Origin of the sequence: Methanosarcina spelaei, assembly GCF_002287235.1 — an archaeon.
Lineage (GTDB): Archaea > Halobacteriota > Methanosarcinia > Methanosarcinales > Methanosarcinaceae > Methanosarcina > Methanosarcina spelaei.
On record NZ_LMVP01000079.1, the window covers coordinates 1 to 25,445 of the forward strand.

Genomic DNA, 25,445 nt, shown 5'->3' on the forward strand with positions numbered 1-25,445 from the left:
AGGAAAAAGACATTGGCTTCATGTAGCTTCTACTGACAAATACACCTGTTATTTTACTCATGCAAAAAGAGGATCCGAAGCTATTGATGCTATGGGAATTCTTCCAGAGTTTAAAGGGGTAGCAGTTCACGATGGATGGAAACCTTACAACAGTTATAATTGTGATCATGCTCTTTGCAATGTTCATCTCCAGAGAGAACTTACTGGAATTGAAGAGAATTATAAACAGCAATGGGCTAAAGATATGAATGAGCTGTTGTCTGAAATGAAAAAGTATGCTGATGAGTGTAAAGAGCAGGTCAAAAATCTAGATTTTGAACAAGTTAAGGCATTAGAAAAAAGGTTCAATGCTGTAGTCGCGAAAGGAATTGAAGAAAATCCACCTTCTTTAAATCCTGAAAAACGAGGAAAACGTGGTAAGAATCCAAAAACCAAAGCAAGGAATCTGCTTGATAGGTTTATAGAACATAAAGACAAGATTCTGAGATTCCTGACAGACTTGAAAGTTCCGTTTGAGAATAATCAAGCAGAAAGAGATGTCAGGATGATGAAGCTACAGCAGAAAATATCAGGAACTTTCAGAACTGCACGAGGAGCGGAAGCTTTCTGCAGAATTAGAGCATATATTTCAACAATAAGAAAGAATGGTTTACCTGTTTTAGAGGGTATTCTCGCGGCGCTCAATGGAGCGCCGCTAACTATACCCTGAATAGTTACATTTATTTTTCCATTTCATTCCTTGCTGAAAGTAAAATTTGTGGTTAAAACTGTAATTAGAAAAGCCTTTTTGGGTCGAAAAATTACGACTAAAACAAAAATTCTTTTAACGAAGGCAGATTTTAACGAAAGCAAGTTTTAATGAAAGCAAGTTTTAATGAAGCAAGTTTTAATGAAAGCAAGTTTTAATGAAGCAAGTTTTAACGAAAGCAAGTTTTAATGAAAGCAAGTTTTAATGAAGCAAGTTTTAACGAAAGCAAGTTTTAATGAAAGCAAGTTTTAATGAAGCAAGTTTTAACGAAAGCAAGTTTTAATGAAAACAGGCGGAACTAAAAGAAGAGTTCCTCTAGAAGAGTTCCTCTGTTAAAAGAAAAATAAGAAAACAAATGTAATGTCAGAAAGGAAAGGAAAGGAATTTTCGTCCTCTTCCTCTTTAGATTTTAGCTTGTCTTTGCTTTCATCTTATCTATTATTATATAATCTTTAATGGCACTTACGGAATCGAAAGGAATGAGGATAAAGTTATCCGCTTTCCTGTACCTGGAAGTATCTAAATTGACATTAGGGGCAACCACCATGTCAATAATATTTCCCCCTTTAATCTCGACTACAACGTTACTCAATGTTCCTATTTCTGTTCCGTCGGTAGCCATTACCTGCTTGTTAAAGAGGTTCTTTGCAAATTCCTTCGACATTTTATCTTATCTCCATTCGCAGTATGTTATCGGTTTAGGTAAAGCTGGCTTTCCACTTCGAATATTTTATTCCATTTGAAACCAGGATCTTTAAAACTTTTTCCTTTTAAAACTACTCTTCTAAAGAGTTACTGGATTAAATTCTTACCTGTAATTTTACATGCAGCTCTTACTGTAATTTTTACCTGTAGTTCTTATCAGTAACTCTTACACGTAATTCTAACCTGTAATTTTACCTGTAACCGATGTATCCAGATGTATCTGTGAGCCTCTGGCCTCCTTTGAACTGTGCCTCGATTTTTTCGTAGAACTGAGCAATATTTTCCGTAATAGTGGGTTTTACCTTCTTCAGAGCTTCCCTGAAGTGTCTCATTTCTACATATTCTATATCGAAGTTTTCTCTCAGGGCAATCATTACGGCTTCCCTGCAAACGGATTCGATATCAGCACCTACGTAACCCTCAGTTTCATCGGCAAGGGTTTCAAGGTTCACATCTTCAGCAAGAGGTGTGTCTTTTGTGTGGATCCTGAAGATCTTGAGCCTGCCTTTCCGGTCAGGAGAACCGATGTAAACCAGCCTGTCAAAACGTCCTGGGCGGATGATCGCAGGATCCAGAAGGTTAGGGCGATTAGTTGCGGCAATTACGACCACATCTCTGAGGGACTCAAGCCCGTCCATCTCGGTAAGGAGCTGGTTAAGCACCCTCTCTGAAGTACGGCTGTCCGTGGATTCCATCCCTGGCATAGAAGCAATTGAATCGATTTCGTCAAAGAAAATTACACAGGGAGCAACCTGTCTGGCTTTCCTGAAGGTTTCCCGTATAGCTTTTTCCGATTCTCCAAGCCACTTTGAGAAAATCTCAGGCCCTTTGACGCTTATGAAATTTGCATTTGACTCCTTGGAAACAGCCTTGGCTATCAAGGTCTTTCCGGTTCCTGGAGGACCATAAAGCAGGATTCCTCTTGGAGCTTTTATGCCCATGTGAACGAACTTTTCCGGATTTTTGATGGGCCATTCCACAGCCTCAATAATGGACTGCTTTGCTTCATCGAGCCCTCCAACATCATTCCAGCTAACTTTGGGCATTTCCACATAAATTTCTCTAAGCGCCGAGGGTTCAGCCTCCGTCAGGGCGTCTTCAAAGTTTCTCTTGGTTACAACAATTTTTTCCAGCCTTTCAGGTGGAACTGGTTCATTTTCCAGGTCAAGGTCAGGCAGGTTTTCCCTGAGGCACCGCATGGCAGCTTCCTGTACAAGAGCCAGCAGATCTGCGCCTACAAACCCCTGGGTTCTTTCAGCCAGATACATAAGGTATTTGTCTGCTTTTTCTTTTCTTTCCCTCTCCAGGACAGCCTCGTCAACTTCGGTTTCGACTTTTCCGATCTCCTCAGTTTCCTCATCTCTTTCTATAGGCATGCCCCTGGTATGGATCTGCAGGATTTCATACCTGTCCTTGGTATCAGGCACACCGATATGTATTTCCCTGTCAAAGCGGCCTGGTCTTCTGAGTGCCGGATCAATTGCATCCACACGGTTTGTGGCTCCTATAACCACAACCTGCCCTCTTTCTACCATCCCATCAAGCAGGGTCAGGAGCTGGGCGACCACACGTCTTTCCACTTCTCCTGTTACATTCTCTCTTTTTGGAGCAATGGAGTCGATTTCATCAATGAAAATGACCGATGGAGCATCCTGAGTTGCTTCTTCGAAGATCTTCCTGAGCCTTTCTTCACTTTCTCCATAGAATTTCCCTACGATTTCAGGGCCTGCAATGTAATGGAAACTTGCTCCTGATTCATTGGCTACGGCTTTTGCAATCAGGGTTTTCCCGGTTCCGGGTGGGCCATAGAGAATGACTCCTTTCGGAGGTTCGATATTCAGGTGGCCGAAAAGTTCTGGATGCTTCATGGGCAGCTCTATCATTTCCCGGACACGCATAATTTCATCCCCGAGGCCTCCTATGTCTTCATAGGTAGTTACGCCTCGGGTTGCTTTTTCGTACCCCTGCACCGGCTTTTTACGCAGTTCGATAAGTGTTGCTTCCGTAATAAGGACAATTGTATTTGCAGGGTCAGTCTCAACAGCAACCAGAGGAATTACCTGGCTTGTAGTAAGGGATTCTGTCATTGGTTGAGACATTGAATTTATTATAGGAATTATGTCTCCCCTGAAAACGGGTCTTTTGAGTATATGCCTTTTTATGATTTCATTTGCATGTTCCCCAAACTGAAGTTCAGGTCCCCCCTGTGTCATGCTTTCAGGAAGCGCCAGAACAAGCTTTTTTGCTTCCGGGGCTTCAATCTTTTTGATGGTTACCTTCTCTCCTATGGAAACTCCTGCATTTTGCCGGATGAAGTTATCAATTCTCACGAGTCCCTGGTCCCAGTCCTGCCTGTCAGCTCTCCACACCTTTGCCGTGGTCTTTTTCTTACCTCTTATTTCCACGATGTCGCCTGGCGAGAGCTGAAGCTTCAGCAAAGTTGTAGGGTCAAGTCGGATAATTCCTCTTCCAAGGTCGATAGGATATGCTTTTTCAACCTTCAACTGTATTTCTTCCATAGATCATCCCGAAAATAGTTGTCTTTTTGATTATAATTTTTATTTTAAGAATCGCATAAAATATACGGGTACCAGATTTTTTCCGATTTCTTCGGATTGTACATTATGGAGCTACCTGTTTGTATATTAGCCGTCTTTTTATTTCAATGCCTTTGATCAGGTAGATTTTAACCCCAGAGAGTTTGTAATGGAACTTTTATGTCTTGAATTTTCTGTCCAGCCTTCCTATCCAGAGAAACCCCATTTATAGCCTGTAACCTTATCCGGATAATAATTTGTCGGTTATAGGTACATTTGATAATTAGTTATTGGTTAGAGGTACTTTTGATAATCAGTTACTGGTTGGTTATAAGTACATCTGATAATCAGTTATTTATATTATATTACCAGGCATATATTACTCCCTATACCTTCCATTTATTAAATAAGTTTATCATAGCTCTATTTTTTTTCTCTGAGGTTTTATATATCTGGAACTTCTGTGTATAAAGCTGTTTAATTCTCAAAATAGTCATTTAAACTTGAATAGTGATTTAAATCTGACGTCTTTCTAATCTACTTCCTCAGGATCTTGAATTTTCAGGATCTTGAGGCATTTTAATTATTATATGCCTGACGAGTACCAAGGAATTGACAGTATGCCTGACAAGCACCAAGGAATTGACAGCATGAATCTTGAAATTGAGCAGAACAGGATTATTGATTTTATCCGGAACGAAATCCGTAAAGCAGGTGTAGACGGAGCTGTTATAGGCATTAGTGGAGGAATAGACTCAGCCCTTGCCGCAACGCTCACCGTAAAAGCTCTGGGGAAAGATAAGGTGCTTGGAATCCACATGCCCGAATCCAGCCTTACCCCTTCTGAAGACAGCAAAGACGCAAAAACTCTTGCAGACTGGTTGGGAATTGAGTTTCAGACTATTGACATTTCAGGAATTCTCTCAGCTTTCATGGCTGCAATCCCTGAAAGTGAATCTGCAGACCGTCTCTCCATGGGCAACCTTAAAGCACGAATCAGGATGTCCCTCCTCTACTTCCATGCAAACCGGATGAACCGTATGGTCATAGGAACCGGTAATAAAACCGAGATCTTACTTGGCTACTTCACAAAATATGGAGATGGAGGCGTTGATCTCGAACCCATAGGTGGACTTTACAAAACCGATGTATGGGAGCTTTCTCGCAGACTAGGAGTTCCTGAATCTATTATCACGAAAAAACCCTCAGCAGGCCTCTGGGCAGGTCAAACAGATGAAGCCGAACTTGGAATCTCTTACTTAAAAGTAGACGAAGTACTCAAAAGGCTTGAACAGTATGAGGATCCTGAAACTATTCTGAACACTCTCGAGATTTCTGTAGAACAGCTGAATTCAGTCATAAACCGTATAGAGAAAAGTGAGCATAAAAGAAGTGCTCCCCAAGTACCACTCAGCTGAGCTTCCCGCAAGTCTTTTCAAAAAACTGCTTGCCCGCAAGCCTTTTCAAAAAAGGCTTGAGCGAAAACCCCAGTAACATTTGGATTTGAGAACCTTATCCTCAAACCCTATAGGCGTGATCACAAGCCTTTTCAAAAAAGGCTTGAGCGAAAATCACTGCAAAATCTAAAACATTACAACGGCGTGATCAACCGGCGCAACGGTTGCGGCCCAACGGTTGCGGCCCAACGGTTGCGGTCAAGCGGACTGATTTAGGAATAAGAAAACTTTCTATGTTTCTGAGTTTTTAAGAGGGCTTTTTTAGTCTTCTTTTTTTCTTTAGCGGGCAGGGTTAATCTCTATGTCATTACTCTGTTCCCTTACCAGGGGTTTTGCAAGATGTCGGCGGGCGCAGGGTGGTACTTCATATAATCCTGTTGTGAGATTTCTTTTTACTTCACACAGGACTTTTGAGGTAGCCTGGGTTCCGCATTTTTTACAGCGGAAGCCCTGGGTTTGGCCTGATGATTTCATATGTTTTCCGCAGGTTGGACATATAGGGTTTTCTTCCCTGTAAAGGGGAGCCAGCTTTTTTATCTCTATTTTTTCGATGTTGAGGGTTCCAGAGCTTACACTTCCAGATACTACAATTCTATCTCCAGGTCTGAGTTTCCTTATGAGCAGGCGGAAGTTTTTTGTGGGTTCGAAGGCTGCGCAGTCAATTCCATTTCCTTCTTTATCCTGGACTGGAAAAATAACGTGTCCTCCATGAATAGTTTTCGGAACTGCGGAAACTGTGCCTTCGAACCTGTAAGAGTGCATATCTCTTATTTCTGTAAGATTTTCTGCGGAAAGCAGGTGCATGTCAGTGCCCTGATTTGTTCTATATATGGCAAAACGTTCAACAGGTTCGGCCCTGATAAGGGACGCAGCTTTTATAACTATGGCTGGGCTTTTCCCCCTAATCCCGAAAAGCACGGGATCGGCCGAGTGGGGTACACAGACAATAAGTTTGTTTTTAAGGTCCACGGTGTCCCAGGTATCAGGATAAGTCTTCCTATCAGCCTCAAAGAAACTTTCCTTTTCGATCTCGCGTGGGGTTCCCCATTTTTCTTTTTTCCTGTATGCCAGGTACTCAAAAGTGTGGTCCCACTCCTCGAGGTTAAGCATAGCCCCGCATGCTGCAAGGGCACCTATCAATCCTCTTCCGTTTTTGAAGCTCTTTGAAGGAATTCCGGATTCCGAGATAAGGCTTTTTGCCTCCTCTATTTCGATCACGTCCTTTACGGCTTTCTCCAGAAAGGTTCTGAGAACGGGTTTGAGCTTTTCGTAAGCTTTTTCCGGGATAAAAACAGCGCCGGGATTAGTTTTTTCGCATTCCATACGTGCAAATGCTTCTATTCTGGAAGCAACGTGAGCAATTACTTTTTCAGGGCAGTCAGTCTTGAGTTTCAGCGCTACTGCAGCGTTTCCTCTTGTTTTATAGGGGATAGTCGGATTCAGACGTATGAGAAGTGGAAGAGTCTCAACCGCTCCGTAGACCTGAAGTTCTTTCAGCAGCAGAGCTCCCAGATACGTTGTGCACATTCCTTCGTTTGAGTCGGTATCATCAATTCCGATAATCATTTTTTTTAGTTCCAGTTTTTGCCTTTTAATTTCCCAGATGCGTTTCGGAGAATTACAGTTTTCGTTATTCTTCGACGTTTTCTTCTACTGTGAGGATTATCAAAAGTAAAGAAAAATATATATAGATGTTCAAACAGAGATTGATACTGGAATGACAAAAGAGGTTCTCATACATCAAATTATCGATGTATTGGCATGTGCAGGTTTTGCACTCTCCGATCGCTGCAATATTCGTCCGAGGAGCTTTGACGTTGCCGCACGGAAAGACGAAACACTATTACTTTGCAAGGTTTTATTTAACATTGACGGCCTGAACGAAGAAACTGCCAGAGAGATGAAGTACCTGGCCAAATACCTTGGAGGCTCTGCTATTGTCGTGGGGGCAAAGACCAGAGACCAGATGCTTGAAGATAGCGTTGTGTATATGCGTTATGATATTCTCGCCTTAAATGTACAGACTCTTTTCGATTACTTTATTGAAAATGTTCCTCCTCTAGTCTCAGCAGCTCCGGGTGGGTTATATGTCTCCATAGAAGGAGATATCCTTAAAAAAGCCAGGATGGGTCAGTCAATGTCTCTTGGAACTCTTGCTGCCATGGTAGGGGTTTCAAGGAGAACGATCAGTAAGTACGAAGAAGAAGGCATGGATGCGTCGATAGATGTCGTCCTCCAGCTGGAGGACATCTTTGGGGTTGAGCTTGCAAAGCCCATAGATATCCTGAAATCCTGTGGGAGCAGGAAACCCAGGAAGAAAGCAGAGTCCATTACCGAAATCCAGGAAAAACCCTCTGCACTTTTACCGGAAGACTTGATACTTAACACAATTTCCATGCTTGGCTATGACGTCCTTCCTACTGCCCAGGCTCCTTTCAAGGCCATTTCACGGGATAAATCCTCAGTTATCCTTACAGGAGTCAGTGAATTCAATACGACCGTGGTCAAAAGAGCTCATTTAATGAGCAGTATCTCCTGCATCACTGAGACCCAGTCCGTGTTTATCATCAACGGACACTCAAAAATAAAATCCGTAGAAAATACCGTTATGATAGAGAAAAAAGAACTTGACAAAATAAGTGATTCTCAAGAACTTCTTAACTTCATAGAAGAACGTAGAGAAACTCACGACGAGAAGTAAAATCGAGTTTCCACTACCCTAGTCCAATAAGCCTTTTCAAAAAACTGCTTGCCCGCAAGCCTTTTCAAAAAACTGCTTGCCCGCAAGCCTTTTCAAAAAAGGCTTGAGCGAAAACCCCAAGTAACGGTGATCAACCGGTGCAATAATTATTCAAATACCCTTTTCAAAAAACCTTTACCAAAAACGGTTCATCATTTAAATTTGATAACCTTATCCCCTAACCCTATCGGCGTGATAAACCGGCGCAACGGTTTTGATTAAACGGCGCAATGGTTGTTCCAAAACCCTAATATAGCACTGTTTCAATCTAAAAGCTTTGATGACTGTAAAAATTGCAGTGCTGGTTTCTGGAAGGGGTTCGAATCTCCAGGCAATTATGGACAGCATTGAGAAGGGTTACATAAAGAACGCTACAGTTAATGTGGTTATTTCCAATAAGGCAAATGCGTACGCGCTCGAACGTGCAAGAAATCACGGAATAGATGCGGTTTTCCTTGATCCGGACGAATATGACCGGGATGAATATGATAGGGCTATCCTTAATGTTTTGAGCCAGTATAATATCGACCTTCTTTTGCTTGCAGGTTACTTCCGGCTTTTAGGAAATGAAATAATTATAGCTTACAGGAACAGAATTATGAACATTCATCCTTCTCTTCTTCCTGCCTTCAAAGGACTTCACGCCCAGAAGCAGGCTTTCGAATACGGGGTAAAAGTTGCAGGTTGTACAGTGCATTTTGTTGACGAAGGATTGGACTCGGGACCGATAATCATCCAGAAGTGCGTGCCTGTGCTTACCAGGGATACCGAAGAAACCCTTACTGCCAGAATTCTGGAGCAAGAACATGTCATTTATCCTGAAGCAGTCAGGCTTTTTACCGAGGGTAAACTTAAAATTGAGGGTAGAAATGTAGTAACCGGAAATTGAGCAAACGCTTAAGATCATATAAAACCGGAACAGATTTTACTGATTAATAACTTCTTTAATCCCTGATAGTTATAAATATTCCAAACTTATAGGTATTCCGCGAAACCATATAGACCATAAGGGCTTTTCAGGTTTCGAAATCTCCTATCTTCAAGTTCAGGAGCTTTTTGCCGGAATTTTTGAAACTTCAGAATGAAAAATCCCATCAGGAAGGTTATAGAGTCTGTTTAATTACACTCCACATTATTCGGCGGTTTTATCGCTGAACGCCGACCTCTTGAGTAACTTTCCAATCTGGAAGGCAACTCCTGTATACGTGCACATGTTAGCATTAATCAACCCATTAACCCAAGCTACAAAAACTCTTGATTTTGAAAAATTTTAAAGGAATAGGTTACAGGTGACAGTAATGTCTTATATTGAAAAAAATGATCCGGAATTGTTCGAGGCTATAAAGAAGGAAGCTGAGCGCCAGGAATATAAACTAAACCTCATCGCATCTGAAAACTATGCGAGCAAAGCCGTTATGGAAGCTCAGGGATCGATTCTGACGAATAAGTATGCTGAAGGATATTCCGGAAAGCGGTACTATGGCGGCTGTGATTTCGTGGACATTGCCGAGGATCTCGCGATTACCAGGGCAAAGAAAGTCTTTAACGCAAATTATGTAAACGTCCAGCCTCACTCGGGTTCTGGATCTAATATGGCTGTCTATTTTTCGGTTTTGCATCCCGGAGACACCATCATGTCCATGGACCTTTCTCACGGAGGGCATCTTTCTCATGGCAGCCCTGTGAGTTTTTCCGGAAAGCTCTTTAATATTGTGCCTTACGGGGTCAGTGAAAAGACTGAGATGCTGGACTATTCCGAACTTCTAAAAAAAGCAAAGGAAAATAAACCGCAAATGATTGTTTGCGGGGCTTCAGCTTACCCTCGCGAAATTGATTTCAAACAATTCAGAGAAATTGCTGACGAAGTCGGAGCTTATCTGCTTGCAGATATTGCCCACATTGCAGGGCTTGTAGTTGCAGGTGTGCATCAGAGTCCTGTACCTTATGCGGACTTTGTTACCAGCACGACTCATAAAACTCTCAGGGGCCCAAGAGGCGGAATTATTATTTCCAAGACAGAAGAACTTGCGACAAGAATTAACAAAGCGGTTTTCCCAGGTCTTCAGGGTGGGCCTCTCATGCATATTATAGCCGCAAAGGCAGTAGCCTTCAAAGAGGCCATGAGTGTGAAGTTCAAACAGGATCAGATCCAGACCGTAAGGAATGCACAAACCCTCTGCAAATGCCTGAAAGAGAAAGGTTTTGATATGGTTTCCGGTGGCACGGACAATCATCTTATGCTTGTCAATCTCAATAATATGAATATAACAGGCAAAGATGCAGAAGCTGCCCTGAGCAAAGCCGGGATTATTGCAAACAAAAATACGGTGCCCTTCGAAACCCGTAGTCCCTTTATCACTAGCGGTGTAAGGCTCGGAACTCCTGCCTGCACCACAAGGGGTATGAAGGAAACGGAAATGGAACTAATTGCCGACTATATTGAGACTGCAATCACGAATTCAGAAAATGATAGGATCCTGTCTGAAACTAGTGACAAGGTCAGAGAACTCTGTTCAAGGTTCCCGGTTTATTGTTAATTGAAAAAGTGGGATGTTTTACCAATGTCAGACGAAGGGTATGAATCACGAATTATAGATGGGAAAGTCCTTGCAAAGAAAATTGAAGATGAAGTGGAGTCTGGAGTTAAGGCTCTAGTAAGTGGCAGGGGAGTTACGCCTGGACTTGCTACCGTTCTTGTTGGCGATGACCCCGCTTCCAAGATGTACGTCCGCCTGAAGCATAAGGCCTGTGAACGTGTGGGCATTCGGGCAGAAGACCACTTTCTTCCGGCAGAAACCAGCCAGGAAGAACTTATCTCCCTGATCAATACCCTTAACAAAGACAAGAATGTGCATGGAATTCTGCTTCAACTCCCACTTCCTAAACACCTCTTCCCTCAAGAAGCAATGGAAGCCATAGCTCCTGAAAAAGATGCGGATGGCTTTCATCCCTACAATATGGGAAAGCTAATGATTGGAGATGAAGGGCTTGTACCCTGCACTCCGCATGGGGTTATCCGGGCGCTTGAAGAATATAATGTGCCTATTAAAGGCAAAAACGTGGTTATTGTCGGGCACAGCAATGTTGTCGGAAAACCCATGGCAGCAATGTTCCTTAACCGGAATGCAACCGTTTCGGTTTGTCACGTATTCACGGATGACCTCAAAAAATATACTCTAGGTGCAGACATCCTGGTGGTTGCTGCTGGGGTCAAACACCTCATCAAAGCCGATATGGTAAAGGAAGGTGCAGTAATTTTTGATGTGGGTATTACTCAGGAAAAAGACGGCGTATACGGAGATGTAGACTTCGAAAACGTGATCAAAAAAGCAGCCCTAATCACCCCTGTTCCTGGAGGCGTTGGCCCTCTGACAGTTGCCATACTTATGAAGCACGTACTTAGCTGTGCAGAAACGAGTTTTTGAAATTTCTTTAGTAAGGTCTTTACCAGGCCTTTTAATCTTTTTGAGACTTTTACTCGTTTTGTACTAAAGCAAGAAAAGTTGTTTTTCCTAATCGTACCAGAACAGGAAAATCACGTTTGTTCTCGTTGTCTTGTCAGTTTACAATATTAATAATTATTTTTATAAACGATTTCAATTAACATACGATACTGCTTTCCTAATTGTGCCATATCAATTCTACACATCAATATTTTTATGTATTATTGGAGCTTATAATATTACAATAACGTTTACAATAGTGTTTATAATAACGTTTACAATAGTGTTTACAATAGTGTTTACAATAGTGTTTACAATAGTGTTTACAATAGTGTTTACAATAGTGTTTACAATAGTGTTTACAATAGTGTTTACAATAGTGTTTACAATAGTGTTTATAATAACGTTTACTGCCAACAATATTCAAAATAACTACTTAGTTTAATATATAATCTCCCTACTATATAATGTGTCAGCGGAATGAGGTATATAGTAAGGCTTGAAACCTGCTTTAATGTGTCTTAAAGATACCTTTTAAACAAGTACACCTGATAAAGTCGGTTTATATATATTAATTGACATATAATTATAGTGATTACTTGTCCAGTCCTGATAATAATCAATAAACAATCTCCCCTGTCTGGAAGCCTCTGCGGATGAAATAAAAGATTTTTCACGGAATGTAGTAAAAGTGGAATAAACTATATTTTCACGATTTAAAGGCATATCGTTGAAATCTCCGATAGTGAGAACGCTCTGTAAAGCCGGCTTCCCTCAATACCTGTTTACTAATGTCTTAAACGCCGGCTGGCGTAATTAAATTAAAACCTATAGAGTCTGGTTGTCAAAAATGGTTGTTGATACTGAAATATGTGGTATTAAAATAGGAGATCGATACCCTGCACACGTTATGGGTATTATTAACTTTAGTCCTGAGTCCTTTTACGGAAATTCGGTCATAAGCCCGGAATCTGCGCTTGAGACTGCCCTGAAAATGGTTGAGAAAGGAGCAACATTCCTTGATCTTGGAGCTCGTTCAACCTGGATACATGCCGAACCTATTAGCAGGAAACAGGAACTTGAACGTATTTTGCCAGTGCTTGAAGCACTGGAAGGCAATGTGGATGCTGTGATTTCCGTGGATACAATGTTTTCTGAAATCGCAGAAGAAGTTCTCAAAAGAGGAGCTGACATTATAAATGATGTTTCCGGTTTTACAGCAGATCCCAGAATGATTGAAGTAGTGGCGGATTACGGATGTCCTGCTGTTGTTATGGCCTCAAATAAATTACCGGGCGACCCCCTTGGAATGGATGCAATTATCGAATCCCTCGAATCCATAATACAGGCTGCTGAGGCAGGCGGCATAAGTCCGGAAAAGCTTATACTTGACCCTGCATCCGGCAGGTGGATCGAAGAAAAACTTTCTATATATGACTTTGAGACTCTTGATGATTTTGAACGCCTGAAAATTTTTGAAAAACCTTTGTTAGCAGCTCTTTCAAGAAAATCTTTCATAGGAGATGTACTTGGAAAATCTGCAACTGAAAGGCTCTATGGTAGCCTGGCTGCAGCAGCTATTGCAGTTTACAAAGGTGCTCATATCGTCCGTACGCATGATGTACCTGAGACCGCTGACGTTGTAAAGCTTTCAGGAGCTATCAGAAGTAGGCCAAGTGTAGTAAAAGAGGGTAGGTATGAGGTCTCTGTGGTTGAGGTAAAGACACCACAGGATGCAGCTATTGCAATGCGGAAACTTGGGGTTACCACGACAGGCTCAAAGGTAATGCAGAATAAAAGCATCCATCTTATGCTGAAAATTCGTAATCTTACGACCACAGAGGCTTTGATAATAAAACAGGAGATACTTGCTCGGGGAGGAGATGCAGCCCTGACAAGGAACGCAGTTTCCCACGAAACGGAGATAACTGATGTGCTTATAATGGGTACTCTACTTCAGTTTGAACGTCTTGCCAGGAAGCTTGAAGGACAGGCGCGCTCCCTTCCACTTATTGCCGAAATGATCCGAGAGTGTATTGCAAATCGGAACGATCTGGAATATCGATACTTGAGGTAGTTATGATTATAACTTCAGCAAAACCCCTTGAAGAAATCCTGGCCTTATTGAAGGACGAAGATGATATATTTATTATCGGATGCAATGTCTGCGCTGCAAAATTGAAGACCGGTGGAGAACCCGAAGTCCTTGAGATGATCCGACAACTTGAGAAAAGCGGAAAGCATGTAGTAGGCTGGGCTCTTCCCACAGCAGCCTGCAGTGTCAGGTCTTTTGACTCCCTCGTCCAGAAAAACGAAAAAATAAAAGAGGCACGCTGTATTCTGGTTATGGGCTGTGGTAGTGGAGTTTCAACGATTTCCAGTGTAACAGAGGTACCGGTATTCGGCTCAAACGATACGCTTTCTCTGGGAGGTTCAAGCGAGGGTAAGCTGCTTTCAGGACAGTGCATAATGTGTGGAAAATGTACAATTGGTGAATTCGGAGGAATCTGTCCTAAATCACGGTGCCCAAAAGAACTCCTAAACGGGCCCTGTGGAGGAGCTGTTGACGGGATGTGTGAAGTCAACAGAGAAAACGATTGTGTATGGACTTTGATTTATAATAGGTTGAAAAAAATAAAGAGACTCGATCTTCTTTATACAATTCATGCCCCTCAGGAGCATATAGTTGATTAAATTCATTGAGCTCATCCCAAAACCAATTTCATTCCCAAATCTATACTGTTTTCGTGTTTAGAAATTAGAGCAATTATTGGAAATTCAAGGTTTTGGGATAGGCTCTTTTACAGTTTTTATTTAATTTTTTTACTCTAGTTTTTCCAGTGTGTTATACATGTCTTTTACGCATCAGGGTTAAACGTATGTTTTTTACGCATCAGTGTAAATCTGCTGTAACCTCTCTGATCTGCAAAAAGGATGATATATAGTATTAGGTTTTGGAAATAGTATTAACCGACTGATAGTGCACGATTCAGGAGCATGGTTTTAAATAATTTCATTCCTAATATTCTTACTCAATGCTCTTTAATTTTCGTGAAAAACTGAATTCCAGCAAATTTCTGGTTACTGCTGAAGTCTCCCCTCCTAAGGGCACAAGATTCTCAGTTCCCCTTGAAGATGCTCGTCAGCTCAAAGGAATTGCAGATGCTATAAACGTTACGGACAATCAGTGCTCAATAATGCACATGAGTTCTCTGGCTTTTAGCAAGCTTCTGCTTGATGAGGGACACGAGCCTATTATGCAGCTCACCTGTCGGGACAGGAACAGGATAGGACTTCAGTCCGATCTTCTTGGAGCATATGCTCTGGGTATCCGGAACATCTGTGTGATGACAGGAGATTTTCCTTCGTGTGGAGATCATCCAGGTTCAAAGCCCGTATATGACCTCGATTCCGTACATCTCCTGCAACTTGTCCGGAAGCTTGACTCGGGCATTAATTTTGCAGGAAACAGGCTGGACGGGGGGACTTCTTTCTGTGCAGGTGCAGTTTCTGGCATAGATCCTGACAAACCTCTGCAACTCATAAAGCTTGAGAAAAAAGTAAGGTCCGGAGCTGATTTTATTCAAACTCAAGCGGTTTATGATGTAGGCATGTTTGAGGAGTTTATGGAGGCTATAAGCTACCTTGAAGTGCCTGTAATTGCAGGCCTGATTCCTCTGAAATCTCTGGGTATGGCCGAATTCATGAACAAAAATATTTCAGGAGTTAATGTGCCTGAAGAAATCATGTTTCGCATAAAAGACTCACCTGATCCTGTTGAAGAAGGTCTTTCAATAGCTTCAGAGACTATAAAAGAGCTTATGAAACTCTCAAGAGGGGTTCATATTATGCCCGTAGGCTCTCACAACAATACCTCAAGACTGCTTTCTATGGCTGGACTTTCCGGAAAATAATTTTCGTAGAAGTTTAAATCAATCTCTGTTCCGGAAGACTATTTTTTGTATCCTCTTCAAATTTAAGGGATTTTCAACCGCATAAAAAATATAATAGTTTTTCCATTTTCCCTTATCATATTTTGGAGTAGAAAAATGGAACTTGAAGCTTTAAAACAATTGCTTGCTTCACTGGACATCAATCCTGATGAAATTAAAGATCTCTTTTTCAGTGGTAAAATCTTTTACTTCCTGTATACTCTGCCTGAGACCTTTATTCTCATGGCATTTTATCGGAGCCTTTGGATACATTTATCAATATCTTCTTGTATTTTACGGTTTGATTTCGTACCTATTTTTGATTACGCAAAGTAATTAATCATTAGCTTTTAAGGCAGCAGAGAATATGAGTTCAGAAAATACTTCCATCCAGATGTTTGGAATTAAGACCCCTATTATCAGGGAAGGGGATGATATTGTACAGATTCTATATGAGGCTCTGGAGGAAGCAGGGCTTGTCCCTATTGACGGGGATATTTTCGTACTTGCAGAATCTGCAGTTGGCACGTCGGAAAGAAGAGTCGTCAAGCTTGCAAGCGTAACTCCAGGCGAAAGGGCAAAGGTGCTTGGGGAAAAGTACGGGATTGACCCCAGGGAAATGGAACTCGTGCTTCAGGAATGCGATGAGGTTTTTGGAGGCGTTCCCGGAGCTGCTCTTACAATCACAAAAGGTGTTCTGGCTCCAAATGCAGGAATCGACGCTTCAAATGCCCCCGAAGGTTATGTAATCCTGCTCCCTGAAGACCCACGAAAAAGTTCCGAGATTATTAGATCCCGGCTTGAGCAGCGTTACTCATGCAGGCTAGGGGTAATTATAGGAGATAGCAGGACTCAGCCTCTCAGGCTTGGTTGTTCGGGAATTGCTCTTGGAGTTTCAGGTTTTATACCTGTGGAAGATGCACGGGGAACTAACGATATCTATGGAAAACCTCTACGTATTACATACAAGGCTGTAGCAGACAATCTTGTCTCGGCTGCCGAACTCCTTATGGGAGAAGCAGGGGAAAGGGTACCGTGTGTGCTTATCCGTGGTGCTCCTGTATGCATGATAAATGAGCCCCATGATATGCCAACGATCCCAATGGAAGGCTGTATGTACTTCGGCAATATAATAAAAGGTCGGCCTGAGGATAAAAATTGCGAGAAAAAGGTATGATTTCTTTAACGTGTTCCTGATAAAAACAATATTTTAAATATTCTTCAACAAACTGAACGTTTTTTTAAATTAACAAATTTTCTGGCAAGAATTATAATACGAGCCTATCCCAAAACATTATCTAATCTACTATTACCGCCAATATTATAACTTCTATTCTGGCATTATATTGGTTTTGGGATAGGTTCTACTAATAAATTTTATAAGCAGAGTCCCAGATCCGGATCTCACTCTTTCAGGAGCTCTTATTGGAGAATCTGCAATACTTTCCAATTTTCTAATCCTTAAAAAAGAGATTTTAAGAAAAATATATAACTCGTCGATTCAGAAAATACGATTTTTAATAACTTGCCAGTCAGGCCGTGAAAATATAGCTATTATGCTTTTTCCCTTCACATGAAATAATTATTTCAGACTAGTCCGTCATTGTTGACAGCTTCAGTCCCTTAACAGTCCCATCCACGGTCCCAGAATCTTCGACGGCCGCAATGGCGACCTCTAAATCTATGGTCACAATCAAACCGGCCGCCATGATGGCCAAAACCGAAGCCATCAAATCCACCACGGCCTCCATAGCCGCCCCATCCGCAGCCACCATGACCATCGAACCTATTTTTAAAGAATGGATATCCTCCCATTATAGTTACCCCCGTGATTTTGCGATGTTCTTTTTTATGTTTTTAACACTTATTCTTTAACGCTCAGTCTGTATACCTGAGAAGATGAACTTTTTAAGATCATAATGCAACCATTTGTAATCATTTGATCAAATTTCCCTCACCTCTCCAATCCTATAGTGTACACATAGCAGTTATTTAGCAATTATTTAGCAGTTATTTTTCGAAATTGTTGATGTTTCCCTTATTTACTTGAGTTAAAATGTTCAAACTTAATTTACATGGATACAAACATAAATATAATTATATTTTATATAATAATGATAGAATAATTCTTTCTTATTATCAATAGTTTTGAAAAATTAATAAATCTTTGATGGTGAAACAGATTGACTTATGTTTAGAAAACTATGAATTTTAGTTTCTGTCCAACCAGACCGGCAATAAAAATGAAGTATTATAATTGGAAACTGAAAAACCACAATTTGGCCAAGCAGTAGGTGATGATTCTGAGAAGATTCATCTCCGGGCTGGAACCAGGAACTTTATAATATGAGAAAACACACATGCAAATCGGCGGCTTAAAATCGTCATCTAGATAATGCATATTGCGACTATCTCGGTTCTAACCTGGTATTAATGGACGGTATCAGTTTTATCCTTTTTGCGAGATCATACACGATAGAAATATAAATGCAGCGATCAATATAAGACTATTATTGCACTTCGATATGGAAATAGTTCACCTTAAGGTTCCAGGGTATAGTCTGTGGACTTATTCTCAGTAGAGGGAAGTATGAAGCTGGAAGAAACAACTGGATATACGGAAAACTATTTCACATTATCGAGATATATATAATTATTGAGTCCCGACCCTGTACTTGGTAAATCCAGCTTTCATGTCGCCTACCATCAGGATTGGGCTTTCGGTAGCTTTGTCGTACAGACCATTGAGGCCAGTATATGCGCGACTCTTCGGTATGCTTTCCGGAGTGGATTAAATAAAAATAAAGAAAGTCTCAGAAGTTTCAAAAATATAAAGGTGATTTTATGAAACCAATATTATTGGACTTTTCCGCAACATGGTGTGGACCTTGCAGGATGCAAAAACCGATTCTTGAAGAGCTTGAGAAAAAGTATGGGGATAAGGTTGATTTCAAGGTTGTCGATGTGGATGAAAACCAGGAACTGGCTTCCAAATACGGCATACATGCGGTCCCAACTCTGATTATTGAGAAAGACGGGACTGAGGTAAAACGCTTCATGGGAGTTACCCAGGGTAGTGTACTGGTGTCGGAACTCGATAAGATCCTCTAACCCTCAGCTTTTCTGACAAAGACCGCCCAGGGTTCCATAAACCTGGGGCTATCTTTTTCCGTATCTGTTTTTGTATGTTCCACAAGTCCGGAAGTGTCCTTTTTCGTATCCCTGGTTGTCTGTTTTTTGGACTCTTTCTATAATTCCTAAAACAGAAACAGTTTTACTGCCCGTATTCTTCAGTATTTTTTCCTCAGTACTTTTTCAAACTGAACATATTTATTAATACTGTATATAAAACTTATTTTTATAATATAGGATCTGAATGGAAAAATGATGGAATTTAATACCTTCGTTTTCTGGTTTTCATATTAAACCGCACAGCTATTCTTAATTTCTTTATAGAGGTCCAGTAAATTCGTATTGAATAAAGAAACAGTGGCAGATGGACTATATGTGTCTATTCTCTTACTGTGAAAAGTAAGTCCCTGAAACACCTGGCTGAAAAATTCTAAAACTCCACAAAGGTAATAATAATTAAATAAGTTTGTATAAATTAATTATATAAGTTATCTGAGAAATTTTAATTAAAAAAATGTTTCTTAAACTGAAAACTCATAATACTATCTAAATAATGTTAGTTCAATGGGATAAATATTTATAGTCAGTATATCTTAGTTATATCAATGTAAAAACGTAAAAAAATTCAAAGTGAGATGAGAAAAACATGAAGATCCGAGTGGTTAGTTCCAGAGAAGAAATTTTTACACTTAACCCGAACGAGCGCATTGTTCACCTGGCCTTCAGGCCATCGAACAAGGATGTTTTGGGCCTGGTTGAGACCTGCCCAAAAATCGAGGTAATTCAGTTGCCAAAATCCTATATGGCTACAGTTTCAAAATCCATAGAGATGTTCCTTGAGATGCAGAGAATCCAGCTCATTGAAGGGGACGTCTGGGGCCACAGAAAAGATATAAACGAGTACTATACCATTCCTTCCTCAGTGACTGAAAAAATAAAGGAAATGAAATCCGAAGGTATATCCACTGAGGATATTGAGGCAAAGGTTTCAAGGGAAAATATGCTTAACCCTGAAATGGTCGCTTATATCATAACTAAGGAATCCACTGCCTGAGTTTCAACCGGATAAAATACGCTACAATGTGTGTTTCACTGGAGATTAAACCGCAAAGGCGTCGAATTTTTCGCGTTTTCGCGATCTGATCTCCGGCTTAAATCTTCTACTAGAGAAGACTTATGTCCGGAAAAAGTAAGAAACCCTGAAAATATAATTGAGATCCGCTTTTTAAGAGGATTTTCTTATTTATTAATTTCTTTTGCTACTTTTTTTAAGAGATTTGGAATCTGGGGAGAAATTGAAATTCCCAGAGTTGCTGTGGAAGTTGCTGTCAATACTAACTGGAAAACAAGTTTTGCGATTTCTTCATTTTCTTCCAGAGGCGCAGCAGAGTTTTCTATTTCTTCAATCAGTGAATTTTCGTTTGTGATACTTATTCAAGGAAGTTCTGAATAGCTTCTGCGATCTGATCTCCAGCTTAAATCTTGTATTTGAGTGAGTTTATACTTAAGAGGAAGTGAGAAAACTTGAAAGTATAATTGAGATCCGCATTTCAAGAAGATCTTTTTATTTCATCAGGATCAAATAGACTTTAGTTTTTTCAGCTAATCTTTCAGGTAGCTTGGATTATTTTTTCAGTTTTCCTTTTATTTTATTCAGTTATTCTTTTAATTCGGAACATGAATTTCTTGTAAGGGGATAGTAACAACGTGTCGAATTCCAGAACCGGCAAGCTGAAATTTCGTTTTTCGATAGTTAAGTAGTTGTTATTACCAGTTTCAAGATTCATTAATTTGTCCATGAATTTGAAAGTGCTTCAGCTTGCTTCAACACTAATTCGATGGCATCTGTTGCCTTGTCCGGTGGGTACTTGTAGCGTTGCAATGTACGGCGGACAAGAATACGCAATCTGGCTCTTACACTATCGCGCACCTGCCAATCTACTGTAGTGGATTTACGCAGTTTTTCGGTAATTTCTACAGCAATCTTTTTGAGAGTTTCATCACCTAACTCACGAACGGCGCTTTCGTTATTCGCTAAGGCATCATAAAAAGCTACTTCATCCGGTTGCAGGCCAAGTTCATCATTGCGCTTGAGTGCTTCTTGAAACTCTTTAGCCATCTGAATCAGTTCTTCAATCACCTGGGCGGTTTCAATAGCACGGTTATTGTACTTACGCAAGGTTTCCTGCAAACGATCACTGTACTTTTTCTCCTGCACCACATTATTACTGGTTTTCGATTTTATGTTGTCTTTCAACAATTTTTCCAATAGCTCGACTGCCAGATTACGGTAAGGCATCTGCCGAACATCTTCCAAAAACTCATCCGACAGCAGGCCAATATTAGGTTTCTCTAACCCGGCCAGCTTGAACACATCGACAACGCCTTCGGCAATCACGGCATTATCCAGAATCTGCTTAAGAACTGAATTTTTTTCATCCTCGGTGAGCTTTTTATCGACAGATGTGAACTTACTAATGGCGGCTTTAATGGCCGAAAAAAAAGCGATTTCGGCACGTAGTTCTTTTGCTTCATCCAGGGTGCCGCACAATGAATATGCTTTGTTAATCGCCAGCACTGCATCTAAAAAGCGTTTTTTACCGTCATCAAACCCCAATATATGGTTCGATGCAGGCACCAGCAATTTGTAAGATTGGTCTATAAAGTCACTGTAATCAAAACCATGGAAAAGCCCACGCACCACATCCATTTTTTCCAGCAACACCGAAAACGCTTCTTCGGCGCGTAGCGTGGGCTCGCCTCTCCCTTTGGCGTCAGTATAGGTTTTCAGTGCTTGCTTTAAGTCACTGGCAATGCCGATGTAATCCACTACCAGGCCACCCTGTTTGTTTTTAAATACCCGGTTTACTCGTGCAATGGCCTGCATCAGGTTGTGGCCTTTCATCGGTTTGTCGATATACATGGTATGACAACAGGGCACATCAAAACCGGTGAGCCACATATCCCGCACAATCACCAACTTGAGAGGATCGTTATTATCTTTAAAACGTTTTTCCAATTTTTTCTTGTTTTGTTTGGTATAGATGTGTGGCTGTAACAATTTGCGCTCAGAAGCCGAGCCGGTCATCACAATTTTAATCGTGCCTTTGCTGGGATCAGTATCGTGCCAATCAGGGCGCAATTCCACAATGGCATCATATAAATGAACACAAATATCGCGGCTCATGGCCACAATCATGGCTTTGCCATCTATCGACTCAGTGCGTGCTTCAAAATGTTCTACCAGATCGGCAGCCACTTGCTTAATGCGCGGTTCAGCCCCCACCAATTTTTCTAAACGGCTCCATTCACCTTTGGTTTTTTCGCGGTTAGAAACGTCTTCTTCGTCTTCCACCACTTCTTCAACTTGATCAGACAAAGCTTCGATTTCGGCATGATTTAAATCGAGCTTGGCCAGACGGGATTCATAATAAATAGGCACTGTTGCGCCATCGTCAACGGCATCTTGAATGTCGTAAATAGAAACATAATTACCAAATACTGCGCGCGTGTCTTTGTCTTCAAGGGCAATCGGTGTACCTGTAAAACCAATAAAAGAGGCATTTGGCAAGGCATCACGCATGTACTGGGAAAAGCCGAATACAAGCTTGTTACCTATCACATTTTTGTCTTTATCTTTCACTTTTACAAAGCGGCCTTTTTGGCCATACTGGCTGCGGTGTGCCTCATCGGAAATGACCACAATATTATGGCGGTTGTTTAAGACTGGGTAGGCACTTTCGCTTTCTGATGGTGAGAACTTTTGTACCGTGGTAAAAATAATGCCACCCGATTCCCTTTCCGAGAGCAACTGGCGAAGTTCATCTCGATCATTAACCTGCACCGGCGTTTGCTTAAACAACTCCTGGGCATTGGAGAATGTTTGGAACAGTTGACCGTCCAGATCGTTGCGATCCGTTACCACTAATAAGGTCGGGTTATTCATCTCCGGCTGCTGCAATAGCTTACCGGCATAACAACACATAGAGATACTCTTGCCCGAACCCTGGGTATGCCACACCACACCAGCCTTTTTGCTGCCAGGCACCACCTCAGCGCCATAGTTTGCGCGCTTTTCTGCCACACCTTTCGGCTCCTGTGCAGCAATGATTGTGGCTTTTACCGCCTCTCGCACAGCATGGAACTGGTGATAACCGGCAATTTTTTTGATGATTGATCCACCATCATTTTCAAAAAGCACAAAAAAGCGGATGTAATCAAGCAACATTTCGCGGTCGAAAAAACCCCGCACCAGGGTTTCCAGTTGCCATTCCAATAGTGGTTTATCATCTTCATTCTTGACAGCACGCCAGGGTGAAAAGCGTTCCTGGTTTGCCGTTAGCGCACCAATCCGAGCGTTATATCCATCACTCACCACCAACGCTTCGTTATACACAAAGAGGTCGCTGATTTCATCCTTGTAGGTTTGCAGCTGATTAAAGGCATCCCAGATATCGACGTTCTCATCGTCAGGACTTTTAAGCTCTAAAACTGCAATAGGCAAGCCATTAATAAAACAGACAACATCGAGGCGGCGCGGTCTTTTTGTTCCTTGAATGGTGAACTGATTTACTGCCAAAAAACTATTATTTGCGATGTTTTCAAAGTCCATTAAAAAAGCTCGGTCTTGAATAGTCTCATCATCTTTACGATATTCGACAGGTACACCTTCCAGTAACAAGCGGTGAAAGGCGTGGTTATTAGTTGTCAAATCGAGGTTTTCAGGTTTTAAAACAAGGGCAATGGCTTGCTCAATAGCACTAGAAGGAAGATGAGGATTAATTATCTCTAAAGACTCTTGTAAATAACGCTTTAAAACTACCTCACGATAATCTTTGCGTTCGGGATTATCTGAATCGGGGGCAATGTCAGGTCCATATTCCACTTCCCAGATGTTAGCACGAAACCATTCAAGACAGTGTTGTTCTAATTGGTCTTCGTTCATAGTTTAACCCCTATTCCTCCGCTAACTTGGCGGTATCAACGGATAGTTCACCGGAGAGGAGTTTTGGAAGCAAGGTATCGCGCAGTTGGGATAACAACCTATTCTGTTTTTGTCTCCCTAGCTTTTCATTATGGAGTAATAAAGCCACTTTATTCCACGCAGTAAGAATTGGATCATTTGGAACAATTATTTGAAAGCTCCCAACACTTGCAAGACTAACATTAGCCTGAACACCTTGAACAATAGATGCTATCGCAAACTCTTGAATTCTTTTACTTTTTAGGTGTTCTAGAACTAAAGATAAGTGTTCTTGTCTACTTAAACGTATAAATGCAATGGCTTGATTAATATTGGAGTCATGAAGGTCATTTTCGACAATAGAAACTCGTCCTATTGTTCCAGCTATTGAGAACAACAAATCATTTTCGGAAAGAATGGAACGCTTCAACGCACCTTTATGTATTGATTCGTGAATGAGTTCCAACCCTGCCCTATTTATTTGCCCGTCATCCGCTATATCTTTTACTTTAATGAAGCTTATCGATGGGGCACCTTCAGCATCTGTAATCTGTTTTTTAGATGGCGTTGTTCCTTTGGAAATAGTTTTGCTCATTTCCTTCAAATCAACAGCTTTCCACCCTTCCGGAATCTCCCCTAATTCAGAATCCTGCATAGCAGTAGGAAATAGTTCAGCGACGGTTTTGAGTTGTGTGTAGTATTCTGGCTGTTCGACTTGCAGTTGGTCTAATTCTTCATTGGTCTTGCCGGAGATGGCACTCATGGCGGCGCGGGTTACACCCTCGGCATTTTCACCTGCTTCAATTGCGGCGATTTTGGCTTTAACAGGATCAAAATCCACAAACCAGCTTTTGAAAATGGCTTGCGCCATTGCTTCGAGGGTTTTATTGATTTGATGGTTGAGTTCGATTTTGTCGTCGAGAGAAGAAAGAATATTGACTATGAAATCTTGAATTTTCAAAGGTGGGACAGCAATTGGCAAATTTTTCAAAACTGAAAGATTGATCAAGGGAACTGTTGAACCTGTGTTATGATTTACAATTAATTTGGTCACTATTGGACTTGCAAACCAATAAAATGAATAAAGAGGATAGATTTTTTTTTCATTGACTCTAAGTCTCAATTGTTTGTTCGATATAATATATTTTTCAAATTTTGAATTCTTTTCTATAATTCCTACCTGTCCTAAAGTTCCAGCTGCTGTAAAAATTATATCATTCACTAAAGCCCAAGTGTTCAATTCATCCGCTTTTTCAGGAGTTACAAAAACGAACCCTTCGTCAATGAATCTTCTCATATCAGTTGTAAGGTTGTTACCTCTAATTACTGGTACTCCAGATTCAACAAAGAATCTTTTACCTATGTTTGATCCGAATGGACCGGAAATTATTGCTTTTTTTTCATTAGACTTAATGTCATCAACTTTTAAGAGTTCCCAATGTTCAGGAATCAACCCAATCTCGGTTTTTTTGAATTTAGTTTCAGAGGCCAATTGCTCTTCTCCATATAATTTTTCATCAAATTATCATGAATTTTTGATCAAATCTTTATAGTTTAGGAGGACTTTTGCACTTGATTTTTGACATTTGGCTTTTATTCATATTTTTCTTCATTTTTATTTCAAGGGCAAGACCGCTCTTCGAGCGTGACAAGACACGTTAAAGACGAGTGTTACTGCTTACCGTTTTTTGGACTCACTAAATCTGCCTTTTTCGGCCTTTATTGAGTAGTCTTGGGTATATCTATCCAATCGCCATCTTAGGTAGTAATTAAAAAATCACTCATGTT

The 25,445-nt window shown here is 40.9% G+C and carries 18 protein-coding genes and 1 pseudogene; 12 read left to right on the forward strand and 7 right to left on the reverse strand.

The features are described 5' to 3' along the window. On the forward strand, positions 1–709 hold a 709-nt coding region (tnpC, locus tag ASJ81_RS05705; protein WP_141241597.1), incomplete at its 5' end, for an IS66 family transposase. 448 nt (positions 710–1,157) lie between these two features. On the opposite strand, the gene ASJ81_RS05710 is transcribed toward tnpC, so the two are convergent. Both ASJ81_RS05710 and ASJ81_RS05715 read right to left on the reverse strand, forming a co-directional pair. Then, a complete protein-coding gene (locus ASJ81_RS05710; protein WP_048107456.1) occupies positions 1,158–1,412 on the reverse strand; it encodes a PRC-barrel domain-containing protein in 255 nt (84 codons plus the stop codon). A gap of 232 nt (positions 1,413–1,644) precedes the next feature. Then, positions 1,645–3,972 carry a CDC48 family AAA ATPase gene (locus tag ASJ81_RS05715; protein WP_095643645.1) on the reverse strand — a complete coding sequence of 776 codons (2,328 nt, stop codon included), beginning with the start codon at positions 3,970–3,972 and terminating at the stop codon, positions 1,645–1,647. Between the two features lie 668 nt (positions 3,973–4,640). On the opposite strand from ASJ81_RS05715, the gene ASJ81_RS05720 reads away from it, so the two are divergent. Continuing rightward, positions 4,641–5,408, forward strand: a complete 768-nt coding sequence (locus ASJ81_RS05720) for an NAD+ synthase (protein WP_095643676.1) — start codon at positions 4,641–4,643, stop codon at positions 5,406–5,408. Positions 5,409–5,726: 318 nt separating this feature from the next. On the opposite strand, the gene ASJ81_RS05725 is transcribed toward ASJ81_RS05720, so the two are convergent. Next, complete coding sequence (locus tag ASJ81_RS05725; RefSeq protein ID WP_095643646.1) at positions 5,727–7,013, reverse strand: tRNA(Ile)(2)-agmatinylcytidine synthase; 1,287 nt, start codon at positions 7,011–7,013, stop codon at positions 5,727–5,729. A 151-nt stretch (positions 7,014–7,164) separates the two neighbouring features. Here ASJ81_RS05725 and ASJ81_RS05730 point away from each other — a divergent pair, with 151 nt between their 5' ends. The 7 genes from ASJ81_RS05730 (at position 7,165) to ASJ81_RS05760 (ending at position 15,544) form a co-directional block, all read left to right on the forward strand. Further along, a complete protein-coding gene (locus ASJ81_RS05730; RefSeq protein WP_095643647.1) occupies positions 7,165–8,148 on the forward strand; it encodes a transcriptional regulator in 984 nt (327 codons plus the stop codon). 319 nt (positions 8,149–8,467) lie between these two features. Then, complete coding sequence (gene purN, locus ASJ81_RS05735; RefSeq protein ID WP_095643648.1) at positions 8,468–9,076, forward strand: phosphoribosylglycinamide formyltransferase; 609 nt, start codon at positions 8,468–8,470, stop codon at positions 9,074–9,076. Positions 9,077–9,485: 409 nt separating this feature from the next. Continuing rightward, positions 9,486–10,724 (forward strand): bifunctional serine hydroxymethyltransferase/L-allo-threonine aldolase, encoded by a 1,239-nt coding sequence (glyA, locus tag ASJ81_RS05740; RefSeq protein ID WP_095643649.1) that lies wholly within the window; start codon positions 9,486–9,488, stop codon positions 10,722–10,724. A 24-nt stretch (positions 10,725–10,748) separates the two neighbouring features. After that, positions 10,749–11,612, forward strand: a complete 864-nt coding sequence (locus ASJ81_RS05745; protein ID WP_095643650.1) for a bifunctional methylenetetrahydrofolate dehydrogenase/methenyltetrahydrofolate cyclohydrolase — start codon at positions 10,749–10,751, stop codon at positions 11,610–11,612. Between the two features lie 868 nt (positions 11,613–12,480). Further along, the gene (gene folP / locus ASJ81_RS05750; protein ID WP_095643651.1) at positions 12,481–13,707 is read left to right on the forward strand and encodes a dihydropteroate synthase; all 1,227 of its coding nucleotides are present in this window, start codon (positions 12,481–12,483) and stop codon (positions 13,705–13,707) included. A 2-nt stretch (positions 13,708–13,709) separates the two neighbouring features. Next, on the forward strand, positions 13,710–14,324 hold the full coding sequence (locus ASJ81_RS05755; protein ID WP_095643652.1) for a methylenetetrahydrofolate reductase C-terminal domain-containing protein: 615 nt from the start codon (positions 13,710–13,712) through the stop codon (positions 14,322–14,324). Positions 14,325–14,665: 341 nt separating this feature from the next. Then, positions 14,666–15,544 (forward strand): methylenetetrahydrofolate reductase, encoded by an 879-nt coding sequence (locus tag ASJ81_RS05760; protein WP_095643653.1) that lies wholly within the window; start codon positions 14,666–14,668, stop codon positions 15,542–15,544. 168 nt (positions 15,545–15,712) lie between these two features. On the opposite strand, the gene ASJ81_RS24150 is transcribed toward ASJ81_RS05760, so the two are convergent. Then, positions 15,713–15,835 carry a hypothetical protein gene (locus ASJ81_RS24150; protein WP_275112533.1) on the reverse strand — a complete coding sequence of 41 codons (123 nt, stop codon included), beginning with the start codon at positions 15,833–15,835 and terminating at the stop codon, positions 15,713–15,715. A gap of 94 nt (positions 15,836–15,929) precedes the next feature. Between ASJ81_RS24150 and cofE the strand changes: the two genes are divergently transcribed. Beyond that, positions 15,930–16,739 (forward strand): coenzyme F420-0:L-glutamate ligase, encoded by an 810-nt coding sequence (cofE, locus tag ASJ81_RS05765; RefSeq protein ID WP_095643654.1) that lies wholly within the window; start codon positions 15,930–15,932, stop codon positions 16,737–16,739. Positions 16,740–17,185: 446 nt separating this feature from the next. Here cofE and ASJ81_RS05770 read toward each other — a convergent pair whose 3' ends face one another. Then, complete coding sequence (locus ASJ81_RS05770) at positions 17,186–17,377, reverse strand: hypothetical protein (protein ID WP_141241599.1); 192 nt, start codon at positions 17,375–17,377, stop codon at positions 17,186–17,188. A gap of 1,011 nt (positions 17,378–18,388) precedes the next feature. Here ASJ81_RS05770 and trxA point away from each other — a divergent pair. Continuing rightward, positions 18,389–18,673 (forward strand): annotated as a pseudogene (gene trxA, locus ASJ81_RS05775) (thioredoxin); the annotation flags it as partial. A 667-nt stretch (positions 18,674–19,340) separates the two neighbouring features. Beyond that, positions 19,341–19,748: a DUF1699 family protein gene (locus tag ASJ81_RS05780; protein ID WP_095643657.1), complete on the forward strand. Its 408-nt coding sequence runs from the start codon at positions 19,341–19,343 to the stop codon at positions 19,746–19,748. Positions 19,749–20,480: 732 nt separating this feature from the next. On the opposite strand, the gene ASJ81_RS05790 is transcribed toward ASJ81_RS05780, so the two are convergent. Next, on the reverse strand, positions 20,481–23,639 hold the full coding sequence (locus ASJ81_RS05790; RefSeq protein ID WP_095643659.1) for a type I restriction endonuclease subunit R: 3,159 nt from the start codon (positions 23,637–23,639) through the stop codon (positions 20,481–20,483). 10 nt (positions 23,640–23,649) lie between these two features. After that, entirely contained in the window at positions 23,650–25,149 is a 1,500-nt protein-coding gene (locus ASJ81_RS05795) for a restriction endonuclease subunit S (RefSeq protein ID WP_095643660.1), read from the reverse strand. Positions 25,150–25,445: the final 296 nt, after the last annotated feature.

Excerpts from the sequence above, each read along its gene's own strand:
- ASJ81_RS05725 (WP_095643646.1), bottom strand. The coding sequence starts at position 7,013 with ATGATTATCGGAATTGATGATACCGACTCAAACGAAGGAATGTGCACA.
- folP (WP_095643651.1), top strand. The coding sequence starts at position 12,481 with ATGGTTGTTGATACTGAAATATGTGGTATTAAAATAGGAGATCGATAC.
- ASJ81_RS05730 (WP_095643647.1), top strand. The coding sequence starts at position 7,165 with ATGACAAAAGAGGTTCTCATACATCAAATTATCGATGTATTGGCATGT.
- purN (WP_095643648.1), top strand. The coding sequence starts at position 8,468 with ATGACTGTAAAAATTGCAGTGCTGGTTTCTGGAAGGGGTTCGAATCTC.
- ASJ81_RS05770 (WP_141241599.1), bottom strand. The coding sequence starts at position 17,377 with ATGGGAGGATATCCATTCTTTAAAAATAGGTTCGATGGTCATGGTGGC.
- ASJ81_RS05760 (WP_095643653.1), top strand. The coding sequence starts at position 14,666 with ATGCTCTTTAATTTTCGTGAAAAACTGAATTCCAGCAAATTTCTGGTT.
- cofE (WP_095643654.1), top strand. The coding sequence starts at position 15,930 with ATGAGTTCAGAAAATACTTCCATCCAGATGTTTGGAATTAAGACCCCT.
- ASJ81_RS05755 (WP_095643652.1), top strand. The coding sequence starts at position 13,710 with ATGATTATAACTTCAGCAAAACCCCTTGAAGAAATCCTGGCCTTATTG.
- ASJ81_RS05710 (WP_048107456.1), bottom strand. The coding sequence starts at position 1,412 with ATGTCGAAGGAATTTGCAAAGAACCTCTTTAACAAGCAGGTAATGGCT.
- ASJ81_RS05780 (WP_095643657.1), top strand. The coding sequence starts at position 19,341 with ATGAAGATCCGAGTGGTTAGTTCCAGAGAAGAAATTTTTACACTTAAC.
- glyA (WP_095643649.1), top strand. The coding sequence starts at position 9,486 with ATGTCTTATATTGAAAAAAATGATCCGGAATTGTTCGAGGCTATAAAG.
- ASJ81_RS24150 (WP_275112533.1), bottom strand. The coding sequence starts at position 15,835 with ATGTATCCAAAGGCTCCGATAAAATGCCATGAGAATAAAGGTCTCAGG.
- ASJ81_RS05715 (WP_095643645.1), bottom strand. The coding sequence starts at position 3,972 with ATGGAAGAAATACAGTTGAAGGTTGAAAAAGCATATCCTATCGACCTT.
- ASJ81_RS05790 (WP_095643659.1), bottom strand. The coding sequence starts at position 23,639 with ATGAACGAAGACCAATTAGAACAACACTGTCTTGAATGGTTTCGTGCT.
- ASJ81_RS05745 (WP_095643650.1), top strand. The coding sequence starts at position 10,749 with ATGTCAGACGAAGGGTATGAATCACGAATTATAGATGGGAAAGTCCTT.
- ASJ81_RS05720 (WP_095643676.1), top strand. The coding sequence starts at position 4,641 with ATGAATCTTGAAATTGAGCAGAACAGGATTATTGATTTTATCCGGAAC.